The following is a 15761-nucleotide window of genomic DNA, read 5'->3' as shown; positions in this document are numbered from 1 at the left end:
ACTTAAAAAGAGCAAGGGATGTTTGTTTACAATGGATGTGTAGTCTCTTCGTTTAAATTTTAGAAAGAATTTCTTTTAAGTCGGTCGCATGGTCATATTTTGAATAGTAGGAACGACGTCCACCCATTCCTACGAGAGGAACACCAGTAATTAGAGATGAATTGAGAGTTAATGAACGTAAATCTGTAGGGTCGAGGTCATGGACTTTACTCTTTCCACATGAACGGGCGAAAATTTGGATTTCCATCGTAATCGAATTAATATAATTCATTACTCGGTCAGCAGCTTCTAATGGATCGAGTCGTTTCATTAATTCGGGATCTTGTGTAGCGATCCCGACTGGACATTTTCCAGTATGACAGTGGTGACATGCTGATGGTTCAGTCCCAAGGGCTTGATAATCTTCTACATAAATGGCTTTGTTACAGTTGAGAGCAATTAAAAAGGCTGAACCAATATAGACGACGTCAGCACCAAGTGCAATTGCTTTTGCCGCATCGGCACCGTTACTAATACCGCCACCAATGATTAGTTTGATTTCATCTTTCATTCCAATTTCATAGAGAGCATCTGTCGCTTCAACAACTGCGGCAACGGTAGGGATCCCCGTATGGTCTAATTGAATTTCAGGTGAGGCCGCCGTCCCACCTTCCATCCCGTCAATAACGATTGCATCAGCACCTGCTTTTGCTGCTAGTTTCGTATCGTCATAGACACGACCTGCTCCAACTTTGATAAAAATTGGTACTTCATAATCCGTCGCTTCACGAATTTGTTCGATCTTGACACCGAGATCATCAGGTCCCATCCAATCGGGATGACGACAAGGACTTCTTTGGTCAACACCGACTGGAAGATCTCGCATATTTGCTACTTCTTCAGAAACTTTTTGGCCTAGTAATGTTCCACCTGTACCTGGTTTTGCTCCTTGACTTACGACGATTTCAATCGCATCGGCTTTCTTTAAATCGTATGGATTTAATCCATAACGGCTTGGCAAGAGTTGATAGACTAGTTTTTCTGAAGACTCCCGTTCGATCGGGTGCATTCCACCGTCACCTGTACAGGTACTAATTCCACAACGTGTAGCAGCAATCCCGAGAGCCTGTTTCGCATTTGCATTAATCGCTCCAAAGCTCATTCCAGCTACCATAATGGGGGTATCGAGTACTAATGGTCGTTTGACACGGCCTTCTCCGATGACGACCTTTGTCTCGCACTTTTCACGATATCCTTCGAGTGCAACCCGTGATAATCCGGCGGGTGTAAATACGAGGTCATCGAACGATGGTAAATCAAAGCGTTTCGTCGCTTGCCCCCGAATTCGGTAGCGGCCTAATTCGGCTTTTTCTTGAATATCTTCAATCTTCTCTGGACTCCATACTTTGCTTTTTCTTATAAGATTTCTTTCCATACGCCAAACTCCTTTTTATTAAAATTATGAAGCATGCCATTACAAACAATTTTCTTGAATGAAGGTGGTGAGGTAATTCCATAAGAGTCGAGCGTCTGTTTAATCGATTCATATTCTTGTGGAGGTAACTCAACGATTTCCGTTCCATTACCAAGCTCTGCAATTTCACCACCGACATAGATCACCCCGTCATACATCGAGTCTCCCAGGGCCTTTCCAGCATCTCCACAAATAATCATCGTTCCTTTTTGCATCATAAACCCAGTCATATACCCGACGCCTCCACCGACAATGAGCGTTCCTCCTTTTAATCCAATACCAGCACGAGCTCCTACACTTCCTTTAACGACAATTGTTCCTCCACGCATCGATGCTGCACAGGCAGAGGCAGTGTTCCCTTCAACGATAATTTCACCACTCATTAAATTTTCACCAATGGCCCAGCCTGCATTTCCATTTACCTTTGCAGTGATATGATCGCAAAGGCTCAAGGCGTAATAGCCAACGTCGCCGTTATATTCAATATGAATAGGTCGTGTGATTCGAACACCGAGATTATGTTTTGCTTTTGGGTTGTTGATCGTTACTTTCTCTATTTTTTCATCTGCTGCTTTACGGATTGTCTGATTTAAGAGCGTAAGAGGTGTTTCAGCGCAATCAATGACCATATTTGTTTTTATAGATTCCATAATAGGACCTCCTCTGCACCTGGTTCCCATACATTTAAATCTTCTTCTAATCCACTTGTAATGGCTAAACTTTCTGATGCAAATGCAATAAAATCATCCGTTTCAGTGATAACCATGGGCTTCATCCCAAACGGTTCCTTGGCAAGTCCTACGGCTTCGGGGGTTACAGCAATGTAACTGAACGACCCATCTAATTCTTGTAGAGAAGTCTCCATTGCTTCTTTTAAAGTTAGGCCGTAATTCATTTTATCTACGAGATAAACTGCAATTACTTCAGAGTCATTGCCAGTATTGAATAAATACCCTTTTTTCTCGAAGTAGCTTCTCAACTTAATATAGTTCGTTACGTGACCGTTATGGATGATCGTAATATCTTTGCCTGCATGAGAACAAAGAGGTTGAGAATGGGATATATCTACTTTACTCTCAGTCGCCATTCTCGTATGTCCTATGGCTAGTTGTCCATCGTACGTTGAGAGTTGAAACTCTGTTTCTAAATGTCCAGCCCCTCCTAAGTGCTTTAAAACTTCAATATGCTCACCGATGTTAGCAACAGAAACATCTTTGTCAATTTGATTAATAGAAGCTACTAAAATCGTTTCATTGCCTTCATATTTAATTTTTGCACGAATGTAATTTTTGTGGTCTGTGACCTTCTCGATTTCAGCTACTTCTTCTAAATAGGCGATGATCTTTTGACCGTTTCCAGGCTTTTCGTAATTTATGTCAACATACAATTTGTTTTCTTCCTTTGGATGAAGTAATGCTACTCCAGTTGAATCTGGACCCCTTCTGTATAAACTATCTAACATCTTGAGGATGACCTCTCCTGTTTTCTTTTTGTGAATGTCATTTTTATAAATAATTCCACCTATCCCACACATAACAATACCTCCTTATCTTTGTTGTCTTAATATTCGCATAATTTTTTCTCATAAAAAAGGCGACTCTCCCATATGTTGAGAAAACTAACAATAATTTGTTAAGTAAACTAACATATATATTGGATATATTTCGATTCCATTTGTTTTGTTACGTCAGCTTTAAAAGGTTAAAGCCGCCGTTAATAGGTATACGGCGGCTTTATGAACTCATTTATAAGTCCAAGACAAGATCATTCGATTTTCCCCTCGAAACGCAAGATAATATGACATTTTGCTCTTTCTTTTCGTTCTTTGTTAAAAATAGATCGCGGTGATCAATTTCTCCACGAACGACGTTTAAGAGACAGCTACCGCATCCTCCAATCCTACAAGAGTAAGGGGCTTTAATTCCGTTATCTAAAAGAGTATCTAGCAAACTCTTTTCTTCAGGAACGATAAGCTCTTTCTTACTTTTGTTTAATGTAACGCGGAATGAATGTTTAGGCCCGAAATCAGGCTCTGAGAATAATTCATAGTGTATATTGTGTTCAGGATATCCGTACCGTCTAGCATCGTTAGCAAACTGTTGAATAAACCGTTCTGGTCCGCAAAAATAAACATGAGTACCGACCTGTTGAAACTTCATGAACTGAGTATTTAAACGTTGATTATGTTTAGAAAAATAGAATTTCGTTTCTTCTAGAAAATGTAGATTGAGATATTCATAAAAGGCACAGAGCTCTTTTGAAGGTGCGGCGTAATGTAATTCGAATGACTTTCTCTTCGACTTCAAGTCCGACATCATTGATAAAAAAGGAGTAATTCCAATCCCCGCTGCAAAAAAAACATGATGTTTAGCAGAAAAACTTAACATAAAATGATTTTTTGGATAGCTAATTTGCAATTCGTCACCAATTTTCATTTGATCGTGCCAATACATCGATCCACCTTTTGATTGATCATTTCGCCGAATCGCAATGTGGTATCGGCCTGTCTTATCGGGGGAATTAATGAGAGAATAGTGTCTAACATACGTATCCTTTTCATTTTGTACATAGGTTGTAATATGTGATCCTCCACTAAATTTTGGTAATGGAAGTCCATCAAGCGAAGCGAATGAAAAGCTTTTTACAACAGGAGTGATTTGTTTGATTTCATCAATGGCGACATTGAGGGTGTTCACCTCCATTTATAAACCTCCTAACTTATAAATCTATATATCCAAGGTAAGCATCTAATCTTTTTGAGAAGTGATTAGAAACTACCAACTTAGTGTGGCAATGTACACATGTTTGTTCACTATTGTGTAATTTCATTTTTCTATAACATTTTACACAAAATACGGTATCAAGTTTTTTTCCGTTTCCTTCATAAAACATTTCATTTGTTGAAAAGCCTTGTTCCATTGCAGCAGCTTTTACACGGTCAATAAATGCCCAACTCCCAAAAATAAAAACAATCGTTCCAATCTGTTGTTGACGTAATATATCGTTAATTTGATACGCAGTTAAAGACCGTTTAAGTGAGATCTTGTCACGTAATTTTGCTTGAATATAATAAAAAGCATCTTCTGGTAGTGAAGTTTTGGTCATAATTAAATGACATTTTATATTTTTAGTAACAATTAAATCAAAAACAGGTAAACTGTCTAATAGCGATACTTTTTCTAAAAAGAATACGATTTTTGACATATTTTCAGGTAAAGTAACTCCTTTACTTGCCTTAGTATTAAATGAAAATTGTTTAACAGAGTGTTTTAAAATGTAATCAATAAATATCTTTCCATCGTCTTTTTTTACGTCTATAAAGAGACGGAACTCTTGAATTTCTGGTCTTAAGTTTACAAACGAGGCATCAACTTTAAATGTTTGGTGATCACAATATAATCGATCCACCTTTCCGTAAAGCTGTTCGATATTAGTGTTCGTAACTTGAATATCTATTCCGATGATTTCTTGAAATAACTTAGCGATAGTAATGATGTTAAATTGAATATGCGCCATCTTTCTCCCGCCTTCTTTTATTTTTTCGATTGATAATAAGCCGTGATCTCGTCTTTATAAGAAAGAATTCCTTTATAATCTGCCATGTAATCAGGTAAGTCCTGTATCACTTTATCAAATCGGTTGGCCCACTCGTCATTCGCATTTAATTCATCAAGTGAAATGAGATGTGTATGAATACTAAACAAAATTCCATTACTGCGAGGAAGTCTGAAAAGGCGTTGGTCTTCGACTCTAAGGTGTACTAACTGACCGATATTTTCTTGGGTGATGTTATATTTTTTCTTCCCCCATTGATCATACGTTTCTGGGAACGTGTCTAAGATTGGCTCGACAGTAAGCGTCCAATTATATCTTGTCCACGGTTTACCAGCTTCCATTCGCATAAGAAAGTTCCTTACTCTTTCCGCTAACCCACTGTCAGAAAACTGCGGAACGGGTGAATGAAATTCTGTATAGGTCATTCCAAGATTAAAAGCAATTGACCAGTTCGCTGGAAAACAAAGCTGACCTGCATCCATGTACAAATCTCCATCTCGCTGGCTGATATAAATTAAGTCTTCTTGTATGTGACGTCCAATAAAATCTAACGGTTCATAAGGTAAACTATCATGATCTCCGAAAGTAAAGGTTTGTTTTTCATTGAGTAAGTGGTTTATAAAGGTCCAGCTATTGCCTTCTTTGATTAAATGAAAAAAATCAGGGTATATAGTTGCCATTTCATTAATAATCATCTCGAAAATTTCCCACTGGGCTTCAAGTGAATGTGAAAAGGCTTGATATGCATGGTCATGTCGGTTTTGTAATAGTTGTCGTTTCAAATGAATTTCATCAAAATATTCAGGTGTAATATCAAGGATCACAGGTGGCTCGAGAGATCGTGAATTATTGGAATAGCGATAACTATCCTCATTGAAAGGAAATGGGAACCTATTGATTAAAGGTGTGGCTTTGATTAGACTTTGCTTACTAGATACACCAACACTACTTTTCATGTACTTTTCCTCCTTTGTTTTAGGTGAAAGTCATTTCATTAAGTTTAAGCGAATTAATTTGCCTCCTTATTGTTAGATTTTTTTACACAATCTCTTTTTCTTGATAAAAGGATAGTTTTATAATCACATATCATATATCAAAATCCTACTTAGTTTTCACACATAATGGGAAAATTGAAGATAATTCGTTAGATAATCTCTTGCCTATTAAATGTGATAGGATTATTTGTAAGGTGTACGGTTCAACATTGAAGATTGAAGATGTAGTTTACGATTAGAGGAGATATTATTCTATTAAATAAAAAAATCACTGGTAACTAAACCAGTGAAAAACGTTAAAACTATTCTTTCCTAGAGTTTTATTTTAAGTAGGAAACAGCACCTTTCCTTTGGTTGATCCAGCCTAAGTCTTCTGATATTTCAAGTGCTGCTTTGTATGTGAGCATGACAAGCTCTCGTAAGCGAGTTTCTTTAAAGCGGCTTTCAGGACCAGCGACACTAATCGAGGCAATAACTTCATCTTCCCATGAAAAAATAGGAGCAGCTACACTGACGGTTCCTTCTGTTGTTTCTCCATATGATACAGCAAAGCCCTGTTCTCGTATTCTTTTAAGGTCCGTTTCTAACTGATTGAAATTATCAATTTTCTTCAAATCTCTTAATTCACGCATAACTTGTTGACTTTCTTTTGGATTTAAGTTGGCTAATATAACTTTTTTCGAGGCACCTACACATAAAGGAATTCTCATACCAATCGGTTCTACAATTTTTAATAATTGTGGAGAATCAATACAGTCAATAAAAATGCCATCGGTTCCTTCTGCGATTGTTAAATATACACTTTCTTTCGTTTTTGTAGCTAGCCTTTCCATAACGGGCAAAGCGATGTTACGGACCGATAAATTATTGATAATTGATAAACCCAGCTCCATTAAAGCTAAACCTAATTTAAATTTTTTCGTTTCTTTATTCTGAAGAACAAAACCATATTCAGATAAACTAGTTAGTAGACGGTGCACGGTTTGTACTGGAAGGTTAAGTTGTCGGCTTATTTCGGTCGCACTCCATTCTTCTTTTTGTTCATTTGGCTTAATCGTCATTAAAAGAGTAATAGATTTACGAATTACCTCTGACATGACCTGTCCTCCTTTTTACCGTTAGTGATAGACGATCTTTAATTTGGTTATTTATATTTCTAATAATACTCATTTTTCCGAATTTCGGATTGAGATTTGTTAAATAATGTATCACTAATTACGTTTGTCTTTGTTCACCTGGTACTGTTTTTCCTAAAGAATTGAGGCGATCTGCTAAATTAAAAGAACCTTTTATATCCATTTGTACAGGTCCTGTGGGTTCCATTATATCTCCATGAAGGTTGTACGCCATACCTCCGTGCTCAGCAATATCTAAGCCTTCAATTTCAACTTCACGAGGGACGCGGATAGACCCGAATGCTTTCATAGCAATTACGAGGCCTCCCATAGTGATCGTTACCCAAAGTGTAATGATGATGACACCTAGCAGTTGAATCCATACTTGTGCAAGTGCGCCACCGTGTAACAGCCCTACGTCTGTAGAGAAAAAAGCGATGGCCATCGTTCCCCACACACCGCACACTCCGTGAACAGCAATCGCACCAACAGGATCATCAATTTTTAAGCGTTGATCAATAATTTGTACGGACTCTACTAAAATGATTCCGGCAATAAAGCCTGTAAATAAAGAACCAAACATTGTAAACGAATCAGCTCCAGCTGTAATACCGACGAGACCGCCTAATGCACCGTTTAAAGTTAGTGTCGCATCAATTCGTTTAAAACGGTACATGCAATAAAGGGCTGCTGCGATGACTCCTGCACAAGAGGCCATAAACGTATTTGTAATAATTAATGGGACAAGGTCAGGGTCAGCAGCTAAAGCACTTCCTCCATTAAACCCAAACCAGCCCCACCACAAAATGAATACTCCAATAGCGCCAAGAGGAATATTATGAGCTGGGATTGCATTTACTTTCCCTTTCGAATATTTGCCAATTCTACCACCTAAAGCCATTGCCATTATAGCGGCACCAATTGCTGCTGCTAGATGGAGAACCGAGGATCCAGCAAAGTCTATAAATCCAAGTTCAGCCAACCAGCCACCACCCCACGTCCAGTGTCCAATCACCGGGTAAATAAAAATTCCCATTGCGATTGCAGCGATAAGGTAACTGGATAATTTGATCCTTTCAGCTACAGCGCCAGATAAAATAGATGCACAGGTGGCTGCAAAAACGGCTTGGAAGATGAAAAATGATAAATCTGTATCGTATCCAAGTAGAAAGAAACCGTCAGTTCCGATCAATCCAAAAGCTGAACTTCCATACATAAGTGCAAATCCGAAAAATAGGTATAATATAGGCAAAATTGAAATTGTCAGCACATTTTTCATTAATATACTAAGGGCATTTTTTGACCTAGTAAATCCAATTTCAAGTGCAACAAATCCAGCATGCATGAGAAAAACGATAATAGTTGCTGTCATTACCCAAGTAGCATCTAATGAACGTTGTGTTGCTGTCTCTTCAGCGGCATAACCTACAGTGCTTACCAAAAAGCTTATAAGTATTAGAAAAACGATTTTTTTAAACATATCAACCCACTCCTTTAGCTTTAGTCAGATCATACTTTAGTTTGTAGCTACATTTAATTTCCTAATTTCTCGTATTCCATAAAGCCATTGAATAGTAATCTTATTTTGATTCAATTTAATTCGTTCATCGTAGAACTCAATCAATAGAGTTGGGTCACTAGATATAGAGTGATTTGATATACGGCAAAGACCACGATGCCACGTTTTACCAACTTTTATTTTCACCTCATACACCCCTTGATTTGGGAGAAGATACGCATGCATATTTCGTATGATATACGTCCGTGGACGTGAACTACGAAAATGGATAATCTGTTGTTCGATGATTGCTGTTGTTTTATAATAACGCCCCAAATAAGAAGTTACTTTAGCCATGTAACCATTGGAAATTAAGTCTCGAATAAGGGTAGAACTGATTTTTTCTTTCTGTTTTTCAACTTTCTTAACCGTCGTTACTCGTAATTTTCCTCTAGAGTGTTGACGGATCGTTGCCATTGTCCCTTTGCCATAATGTCCATAAGTATAATCGAATCCTGCTACTACATGATCAACGCCTAACTTTAGTAAAAAGTCATGCACAAAATCTTCTGGTGATAATTGAGCAAGATTTCGGTCAAATTCTAGAATATAGAAAAAATCAACGCCTAACTGGCGGATAGCTTCCTCTTTTTCTTTCAATGGAGTGATGAACGACGTACGTTGGTTTGATCGCCCTAAAACTACTGATGGATGAACATCAAATGTCATTACCGAAACTTTTTTGTTATATTCACGGGCCTTCTCTATTGCTGTTTGGATGACACATTGATGACCTAAATGGACGCCATCAAAGAAGCCAAGAGCCATAACCTGTGAGAAAGACGGATAATGGAATGACTCAGAATGACTTAAATAAATGGTTTTCATACCTTTCACCCCTATAAAGTGTAGATGGTGTCAGGCACCTTTAATGAATTAAAGGTGCCTGACCTTTGCTTTTTGCGCGCTAATTACATAAAGGCTGGTTCTGGGAAGCGATGGCCGACATAGACGGCTTCACCGTCACTTTCTCCATCAAATACAACAGTTGTTGTAGGAGTGAAGATATATACATCGCCAGGTTCGGCTACATACTTTACTCCCTGGTCATCTCGAACGATAATTTTTCCACTGATAACGATTTTGATTTCTAAAAACGTATATTCGAATTCGAAGTCTTCTGATGGTTGCATGGCAAAACGGCCCATTGAAAGTGCATCTAATTTATCGGTGACAGGAACATCCATAATTTGACTTTTTAATGCCGGAATTCCGAGTAATCCATTTAATTCTTTCATTTCTGGTGATCCTTTTTTAATTAGTTGCATTCCTGGTTTTTGACTAATGAAATTATACTCCACTTTGTTTTTTACGCTCATCTTACATCCCTCCTAATATTTTAAATATTCAGATATTATTTGTCGTACTTACCTCACTGATCTCAAATTATTTCGCTTGGCGATAATCCCAAGTCTCAAACCACGGTACACCAATCAACGATTTTCCAATCCACTCTCGTAAGATTTCGTTGGTTGGTCCCATTAATGCACCGGCACGCCCATCGCGAACAAATTTTTCGATTCGACCTGTCAAATACCCCCTACCACCTGAAATTTGTAACGCCATATTCGTCACTTGGATCACGATGTCAGCGGCATAAGTCTTCAATTGCCATAATGTATATAAGCATTCATCTAATGTTTTTCCTTCACTAATTGCTTTATCCATCGCTTCAGCTACCCGAAACAGCATACTTCTCGCACTATCAATAATGATTTGTGCTTTCGCAATTTCGTGGCGAATAACTTGGTAGCCTGATACCGATTTCCCTGTATCTTTATGAACTTTCATCTTCGCCCCTTCAATTGCTTCATTTAAAGCCCCTTGTGCAACACCAATCCAACAACCAGAAGTTCCTAGTAAAAATAATGGATCAATAATTTGGTCGTTGTATTGATTCATCCCTCCTTCAGTTCCAAGTCGATTTTCAGTTGGAATAAAAATGTGATTAAACTTCATTGGACCACTTGAATTTCCTCTTAAACCCATCGCAGAGAATGGAAATGACTCTATACCTTCAGCGTCTTTTGGTACGATCACAAACATGAGCGTATCACCTTTATCAGGTGTTGGATCAGGATAATTTGTACAAACGATATACCAATCGGCCTCCCCGCCACTCGTGACCCACGATTTATGGGCATCTAATAAATATCCACCATCTAATTTAGGAGCTTCACTTACAACGTTCCAGAAGTGACTTCCAGTTGCTGGCTCACTAAATGCCAGTGCACCAATATCACCTTTTAGTACACCAGGAATGAATCGATTTCGTTGTTCTTCAGTACCAATCGTAAACATTGCTTGAACAGCAACAGTATGCATTACCCAAACCATCGTAGCGGATGCACAGTATTGAGCGAACGTTTCTGCGGCAACTGCAAAGCCTTTATAGCCTGCACCGAGTCCACCATATTCTTTCGGAAGTGGTAACGCACCAAAGCCTGCCTCAGCCATCGCTTTTAAACTTTCTTTTGGGAACATTTTCTGTTCATCGACAGTCATAGAATGTATTAATAATACATCTCTTCCTACTTGGTGGGCTTTTTTTCGAAACTCTTCTAGCCCAGGTGGGCAAAGCCACCATTCGGGCACTTTCATTACACCTTCGTCAACCATTTCTTTAGTAAAACTCATTCACTCACGTCCTTTACATTATTGGTGTTTATACTAGAAAATTAGTTCATGTCAAATTCGGCATCTCTTATTCTTGCAAACGCTCGTACGGGCGCACCGTCTCCTCCAGCTATGGAAAGGGGGATGACGAAAATTTCATCTAACGCAATATAAGCACTATCATTCGTGGGTTGCAGTTGGTTAAAACCGACTAAGTTCTCAACAACAAGAACATTATTTTCTAGTAAAATCTTATGAACTTCATCGGCATCACCTAACGATGCATCTGTATTAGGAGCGTCGATCCCAACGAGAGCAACACCTTTTTCAACTAACCAGCTCGCAGCATCTTCACTTAAAGAAGGATGATAGAAATATTCTTTCGTCCCCCAATAATGTTCCCACCCAGTTCGAATGAATAAAAAACTACCGTGTAATGTTATGTCAGACAGTAAACCTTCTAATAATGTCTGGTCAATCACTTGTTGAGAGGTCAATTGATCGAAATAGATAATCCCTCCATGAGAAATCCACTTTTCTATCGGATAAGAGTCTAACGTTGCTCCACCAGAAAAGACATGCTTTGGTGTATCAGCGCTTGTACCAGAATGACTGCTTAATGATAAAGCAACCGTAGCGTATGGTCCGACTTGCTGATACTCAATTGAAACTTCAGGTTCACCTGGATAAATCGGCATTCCATCTTCAAGCGGACGGGTAAAGTCAATCACCTTTGTTTTTTGTTTTTTCTGATGCAGTGATTCTAGCGCATGGTTCAATCTACCACTCCTCTCTCTTATTTCAACACTAACCATATTAGTTAGCTTTGATAAACTAATAATTACACATTCTTTAACGTAAAAATATTGCAACATACCATCATATGGGAAAAAACCCTTAATTTTTGTTTTTCTATGAGAGATAACTTTACAAAATAATGAAAACTCTAAAATAAAAAAGTAGAACCGAGGTTGAATTCGGTCCTACCTTAAGTAATATAGCTGACAATTAAGCTATCACGGAATTCACTTCTTCAAATACCTTTACGGCAGCTTGAGCGACTTGAATATCGTTAGACACTGAACTTCCACTAACACCGACTGCTCCAATGACTTTATTATCTTTTACTAAAGGGATACCTCCACCAAAAACGACAAGTTTTCCATTGTTTGTCGTAGTTAAACCGTGAAGTTCGGCATTAGGTACAGTTGCTGCAGCTAAGTTTTCAGTAGCTGTTTTTAATGCAACAGACGTCCATGCTTTGTTAAATGCAATATCGATACTAGCGATCCATGCATCGTCCATTCGATGAGAAAGAATTAGATTTCCCCCTTCATCAACGATAGAAATGACCATTGCTACCCCTAGGTTCTTTGATTCTTTTTCCGCACCTTCTACGATTTGCTTAGCTAATTCTAATGTCAATTTACTCATTATCACTTCACCATCCTAATGAAATATTAGGGGCAACCCCCACATAAGTATGGAATATTCAGATAATAAAATATAGAATGTTTTCCTGCATAGTGGGATTTTGTGAAATTAATTTACAAATTTTTTATTACGATTGATTATCTCGGTATCCGAAATTTTCAGTCTGCAATTTTTATTTATAAGTTTTTTTCTAATTGCTTGTTGCTTAAAAAATGGCAATAAGAACATTATTACGTATAATAAAAGAATAAATGAAATTAAAAGTGGTGAAGAAAGGTGCTTTTTCTTGCTATAATCACTTGCTTTTTTTGGTTTGTAGTACTAGTCGATGCAACCATTGGAATGCGGAGACTTGAAAAACTTGAAGATGTAAAAATGGATCACTATTTTTGGAATGATCCCCCGCTTGTTTCTATTGTCGTTGCAGCTCGAAATGAAGAAAAAAATATTGGAGGAAGCCTTCGTAGTCAACTTCAACAAACCTATAAGAACATCGAATGGATTGTTGTAAATGACCGATCTTCTGATAGAACAGGTGATTTAATAAATGAAATAAGAGATGAAGATGAGCGTATTCGTGTAATTCATATCGAGGAATTAGATGAAGGTTGGCTTGGCAAAAACCATGCATTATTTAAGGGATATTTATCATCCAAAGGAGAATATATACTTTTTACGGATGCAGATGTTTACTTTAAAGAAGACACCGTAGAAAAAGCGCTTTTTTATATGAGGACAAACAATGTGGACCATTTGACACTTGCCCCTAATATGAATGTTAAGCGTTTTTGGACAAAAGCCTTTGTGACGTTTTTTCTTTTCGGATTTTCGTATTATAAACGACCTTGGAAAGCAAATGATGATAAAAGTAAAGTGGCAATTGGGATTGGAGCTTTTAACTTCTTAAAAAGAAATGCTTATGAAGAGATTGGAACACATGCTACAATCCGAGAACGGCCTGATGATGATTTAATGCTCGGTATTCAAATAAAAAATACGGGAAAAAAACAACGGCTTGTTTCTGCATTGGAGTATTTAGAGGTGGAATGGTACACGACTTTAAAAGAAGCATTGATTGGCCTTGAGAAAAATACATTTGCGGGCTTGGACTTTCGCTATAGTATGGTTTTGGTTGCGGTCTCTGGACTCTTTATTTCTCAGTTGTTCCCCTTTCTAGCGATTATTCTTTTGGAAGGGCCAACACGTATTTGGTATATATTCTCTATTTTGCTACTGTATTTAGTGTATAAACAAACTGCTAATATGATGTCTAAAAATGCATTACGATATTTTTTTGTTTTTCCAATATCAACGATGCTTTTCATTTACTGTATCATTCGGGCAACTCTCCTCACAACGATTCGTGGTGGTATTGTTTGGAGAGGAACGTTTTATTCATTAAAACAGCTTCGTAAACGTGATTAAATAGGTTCAAAAAGGTCGACTCAAAGCGTGGCTTCATGTGTAAGAATAAGGAGCACATACAGCTATGAGTCGCCTCTTTGTTAACCAAGTATTCTATTCGTTTTCGTGATACATATAAGTAGTTTCATAAATATGTTCAATATCTTGATCTGTCATATGTGACAACGTATGTTTTTCCATTCCTCTAACCATTTCAATATAGCGGATCATATTTTCACGTTCTTTTCTACTCATAGTAAATTCCCCTTTCTGTATTACAACAATTATTTATTTGATTATTATTATATAACAGTTAATCGAGAAGTCAACAGTGTTTTTATAATTTTTTGTAATTTCTTTAAAATAAGAAAATCGGCTGACATTGGGATTGTAACAGCCGATTATTCTCGTATTTATTCAATTATTCGTTTGGCAAATAAGTAATTTTGTTGCCAATATCCGATGTTCATAAAATCTTCAGCGATATGAACTCCTCTTGATGAAGAGGCATGGATCATATCCCCATTCCCCATATAAATTCCTACGTGACCTACTCTTCCGTCTGAATATAGGTCTTGATCTGTAAAGAAAATTAAATCTCCAACCTTAAAATTTAAGACACTTACGCCCATACTGGCTTGCTGTCTAGAAGTTCGAGGTATATCGATCCCGTTTTCTTGGAAAACCAATTGAGTGTATGAAGAACAATCGAATAAGTTAGGTGCTTCGTCAAGTGTTGCACCGAATTTGTAACCAGCTCCAATATACTTTTTTGCCTGTTCTATAATACCGGTTCTCACTTGCGCTACTGTTGTTGTGTGTCGCTTTTTAATGGGTTCCTTTTCTCGAATAGGTTCCGTCTCTTTTACTTGTTCTTTGGGTGTGAGTTTTAAGATGTCTCCTCTATAGATGATGTTAGTATGCAGATTATTTATAGATTTCAACGCACTAACTGTAGTATGATGTGCTTCTGCAATTTCCCATAAGGAGTCTCCTTTTTGAACTCGGTATCTTGTAGCAGGCTTTTCAACTTGTATGGAACCGTTCTCTGGTTTGAAATAAAAAAATGCATTATACAAAGCACCAGCAGCACCTAATGATATATAGGCTGTTTCGTTAATCCACCTTGGGGCGTCAATGTTAATGTATTCATCGCCTCTTTTCGCCATCGCCCCACCTATTGTCATTCGAACGGTAGTCGAACCATCAGTTGTTTCATACGTCATCGTATCATCTACAAAAATAATATAATTGTAACCTAAAATTTTTGAAATATGAATAAATGGTAAGTAATAGTGCCCATTGATTCGAATAGGATGAATTCCATCAACCATTGTTCCGTTAATAGCTAATCCAGCTTCAGGAACCCTTTCATAAGCTAAGGCGGTACCTGTTGGATGAAACCCTATAGTTAGAAAAGTAATGACTAGAGTAATGCTGATTACAATACGATTGACACGTTGTTTTCTTTTGTTCATCTTCATGCTCCCTTGATAACTATTTGTACAATACAATTTTAGCTTTTGTTCATTTTGTAATTTTATACGGGTGCATCAAATCTATAGGTTGAAGTGGGAGTCTTAGCACCAGTTAAAAAGGGATAAATAATTTTACTTTTATAATAAAATAGT

Annotated in this window: 16 protein-coding genes; 1 reads left to right on the top strand and 15 read right to left on the bottom strand. The window is 37.6% G+C overall.

The genetic code is table 11. The features are described 5' to 3' along the window. Positions 1 to 52: 52 nt before the first annotated feature. The 13 genes from J0N78_RS20250 to J0N78_RS20190 form a co-directional block, all read right to left on the bottom strand. Positions 53 to 1414 carry an FMN-binding glutamate synthase family protein gene (locus J0N78_RS20250; RefSeq protein WP_209124941.1) on the bottom strand — a complete coding sequence of 454 codons (1362 nt, stop codon included), beginning with the start codon at positions 1412 to 1414 and terminating at the stop codon, positions 53 to 55. Continuing rightward, positions 1396 to 2103: a GltB/FmdC/FwdC-like GXGXG domain-containing protein gene (locus J0N78_RS20245; RefSeq protein ID WP_209124940.1), complete on the bottom strand. Its 708-nt coding sequence runs from the start codon at positions 2101 to 2103 to the stop codon at positions 1396 to 1398. Before J0N78_RS20245 ends, J0N78_RS20250 begins: the two co-directional genes overlap by 19 nt. Then, positions 2091 to 2987: a class II glutamine amidotransferase domain-containing protein gene (locus tag J0N78_RS20240; RefSeq protein ID WP_209124939.1), complete on the bottom strand. Its 897-nt coding sequence runs from the start codon at positions 2985 to 2987 to the stop codon at positions 2091 to 2093. The genes J0N78_RS20245 and J0N78_RS20240 overlap by 13 nt, the downstream gene beginning before the upstream one ends. A 211-nt stretch (positions 2988 to 3198) precedes the next feature. After that, entirely contained in the window at positions 3199 to 4155 is a 957-nt protein-coding gene (locus J0N78_RS20235) for a PDR/VanB family oxidoreductase (RefSeq protein ID WP_209124938.1), read from the bottom strand. Between the two features lie 16 nt (positions 4156 to 4171). Further along, the gene (locus tag J0N78_RS20230; RefSeq protein ID WP_209124937.1) at positions 4172 to 4969 is read right to left on the bottom strand and encodes a dimethylamine monooxygenase subunit DmmA family protein; all 798 of its coding nucleotides are present in this window, start codon (positions 4967 to 4969) and stop codon (positions 4172 to 4174) included. A 17-nt stretch (positions 4970 to 4986) separates the two neighbouring features. Then, positions 4987 to 5964 carry a heme-dependent oxidative N-demethylase family protein gene (locus tag J0N78_RS20225; RefSeq protein ID WP_209124936.1) on the bottom strand — a complete coding sequence of 326 codons (978 nt, stop codon included), beginning with the start codon at positions 5962 to 5964 and terminating at the stop codon, positions 4987 to 4989. 359 nt (positions 5965 to 6323) lie between these two features. Beyond that, on the bottom strand, positions 6324 to 7100 hold the full coding sequence (locus tag J0N78_RS20220) for an IclR family transcriptional regulator (RefSeq protein ID WP_209124935.1): 777 nt from the start codon (positions 7098 to 7100) through the stop codon (positions 6324 to 6326). A 118-nt stretch (positions 7101 to 7218) separates the two neighbouring features. Next, positions 7219 to 8598: an ammonium transporter gene (locus J0N78_RS20215; RefSeq protein WP_209124934.1), complete on the bottom strand. Its 1380-nt coding sequence runs from the start codon at positions 8596 to 8598 to the stop codon at positions 7219 to 7221. A 36-nt stretch (positions 8599 to 8634) separates the two neighbouring features. Beyond that, positions 8635 to 9504 (bottom strand): FAD synthetase family protein, encoded by an 870-nt coding sequence (locus J0N78_RS20210; RefSeq protein WP_209124933.1) that lies wholly within the window; start codon positions 9502 to 9504, stop codon positions 8635 to 8637. Positions 9505 to 9587: 83 nt separating this feature from the next. Then, the gene (locus J0N78_RS20205; protein ID WP_209124932.1) at positions 9588 to 9995 is read right to left on the bottom strand and encodes a cupin domain-containing protein; all 408 of its coding nucleotides are present in this window, start codon (positions 9993 to 9995) and stop codon (positions 9588 to 9590) included. A 67-nt stretch (positions 9996 to 10062) separates the two neighbouring features. After that, positions 10063 to 11313: an acyl-CoA dehydrogenase family protein gene (locus J0N78_RS20200; RefSeq protein ID WP_209124931.1), complete on the bottom strand. Its 1251-nt coding sequence runs from the start codon at positions 11311 to 11313 to the stop codon at positions 10063 to 10065. A 41-nt stretch (positions 11314 to 11354) separates the two neighbouring features. Beyond that, the gene (locus J0N78_RS20195) at positions 11355 to 12071 is read right to left on the bottom strand and encodes a cyclase family protein (RefSeq protein ID WP_209124930.1); all 717 of its coding nucleotides are present in this window, start codon (positions 12069 to 12071) and stop codon (positions 11355 to 11357) included. 229 nt (positions 12072 to 12300) lie between these two features. Continuing rightward, the gene (locus J0N78_RS20190; RefSeq protein WP_209124929.1) at positions 12301 to 12726 is read right to left on the bottom strand and encodes a GlcG/HbpS family heme-binding protein; all 426 of its coding nucleotides are present in this window, start codon (positions 12724 to 12726) and stop codon (positions 12301 to 12303) included. Between the two features lie 276 nt (positions 12727 to 13002). Here J0N78_RS20190 and J0N78_RS20185 point away from each other — a divergent pair, with 276 nt between their 5' ends. Beyond that, complete coding sequence (locus tag J0N78_RS20185) at positions 13003 to 14151, top strand: glycosyltransferase family 2 protein (RefSeq protein WP_307794984.1); 1149 nt, start codon at positions 13003 to 13005, stop codon at positions 14149 to 14151. Between the two features lie 93 nt (positions 14152 to 14244). Here the strand turns inward: J0N78_RS20185 and J0N78_RS20180 are convergent, their stop codons facing one another. Then, complete coding sequence (locus J0N78_RS20180) at positions 14245 to 14385, bottom strand: BH0509 family protein (RefSeq protein WP_209124928.1); 141 nt, start codon at positions 14383 to 14385, stop codon at positions 14245 to 14247. Between the two features lie 158 nt (positions 14386 to 14543). Further along, positions 14544 to 15608 carry a C40 family peptidase gene (locus J0N78_RS20175; protein ID WP_209124927.1) on the bottom strand — a complete coding sequence of 355 codons (1065 nt, stop codon included), beginning with the start codon at positions 15606 to 15608 and terminating at the stop codon, positions 14544 to 14546. Positions 15609 to 15761: the final 153 nt, after the last annotated feature.

The sequence above is a fragment of the Alkalihalobacillus sp. BA299 genome, from assembly GCF_017745675.1.
Taxonomy (GTDB): Bacteria; Bacillota; Bacilli; order Bacillales; family Bacillaceae_F; genus Alkalihalobacterium.
Note: the sequence above shows the minus strand (reverse complement) of the source record. Positions and strands in the feature narration are given on the sequence as shown.

Coding starts and splice junctions, on each gene's coding strand:
- J0N78_RS20205 (WP_209124932.1), bottom strand. CDS start 9,995: ATGAGCGTAAAAAACAAAGTGGAGTATAATTTCATTAGTCAAAAACCA.
- J0N78_RS20230 (WP_209124937.1), bottom strand. CDS start 4,969: ATGGCGCATATTCAATTTAACATCATTACTATCGCTAAGTTATTTCAA.
- J0N78_RS20190 (WP_209124929.1), bottom strand. CDS start 12,726: ATGAGTAAATTGACATTAGAATTAGCTAAGCAAATCGTAGAAGGTGCG.
- J0N78_RS20220 (WP_209124935.1), bottom strand. CDS start 7,100: ATGTCAGAGGTAATTCGTAAATCTATTACTCTTTTAATGACGATTAAG.
- J0N78_RS20245 (WP_209124940.1), bottom strand. CDS start 2,103: ATGGAATCTATAAAAACAAATATGGTCATTGATTGCGCTGAAACACCT.
- J0N78_RS20225 (WP_209124936.1), bottom strand. CDS start 5,964: ATGAAAAGTAGTGTTGGTGTATCTAGTAAGCAAAGTCTAATCAAAGCC.
- J0N78_RS20250 (WP_209124941.1), bottom strand. CDS start 1,414: ATGGAAAGAAATCTTATAAGAAAAAGCAAAGTATGGAGTCCAGAGAAG.
- J0N78_RS20175 (WP_209124927.1), bottom strand. CDS start 15,608: ATGAACAAAAGAAAACAACGTGTCAATCGTATTGTAATCAGCATTACT.
- J0N78_RS20215 (WP_209124934.1), bottom strand. CDS start 8,598: ATGTTTAAAAAAATCGTTTTTCTAATACTTATAAGCTTTTTGGTAAGC.
- J0N78_RS20240 (WP_209124939.1), bottom strand. CDS start 2,987: ATGTGTGGGATAGGTGGAATTATTTATAAAAATGACATTCACAAAAAG.
- J0N78_RS20210 (WP_209124933.1), bottom strand. CDS start 9,504: ATGAAAACCATTTATTTAAGTCATTCTGAGTCATTCCATTATCCGTCT.
- J0N78_RS20200 (WP_209124931.1), bottom strand. CDS start 11,313: ATGAGTTTTACTAAAGAAATGGTTGACGAAGGTGTAATGAAAGTGCCC.
- J0N78_RS20235 (WP_209124938.1), bottom strand. CDS start 4,155: ATGGAGGTGAACACCCTCAATGTCGCCATTGATGAAATCAAACAAATC.
- J0N78_RS20180 (WP_209124928.1), bottom strand. CDS start 14,385: ATGAGTAGAAAAGAACGTGAAAATATGATCCGCTATATTGAAATGGTT.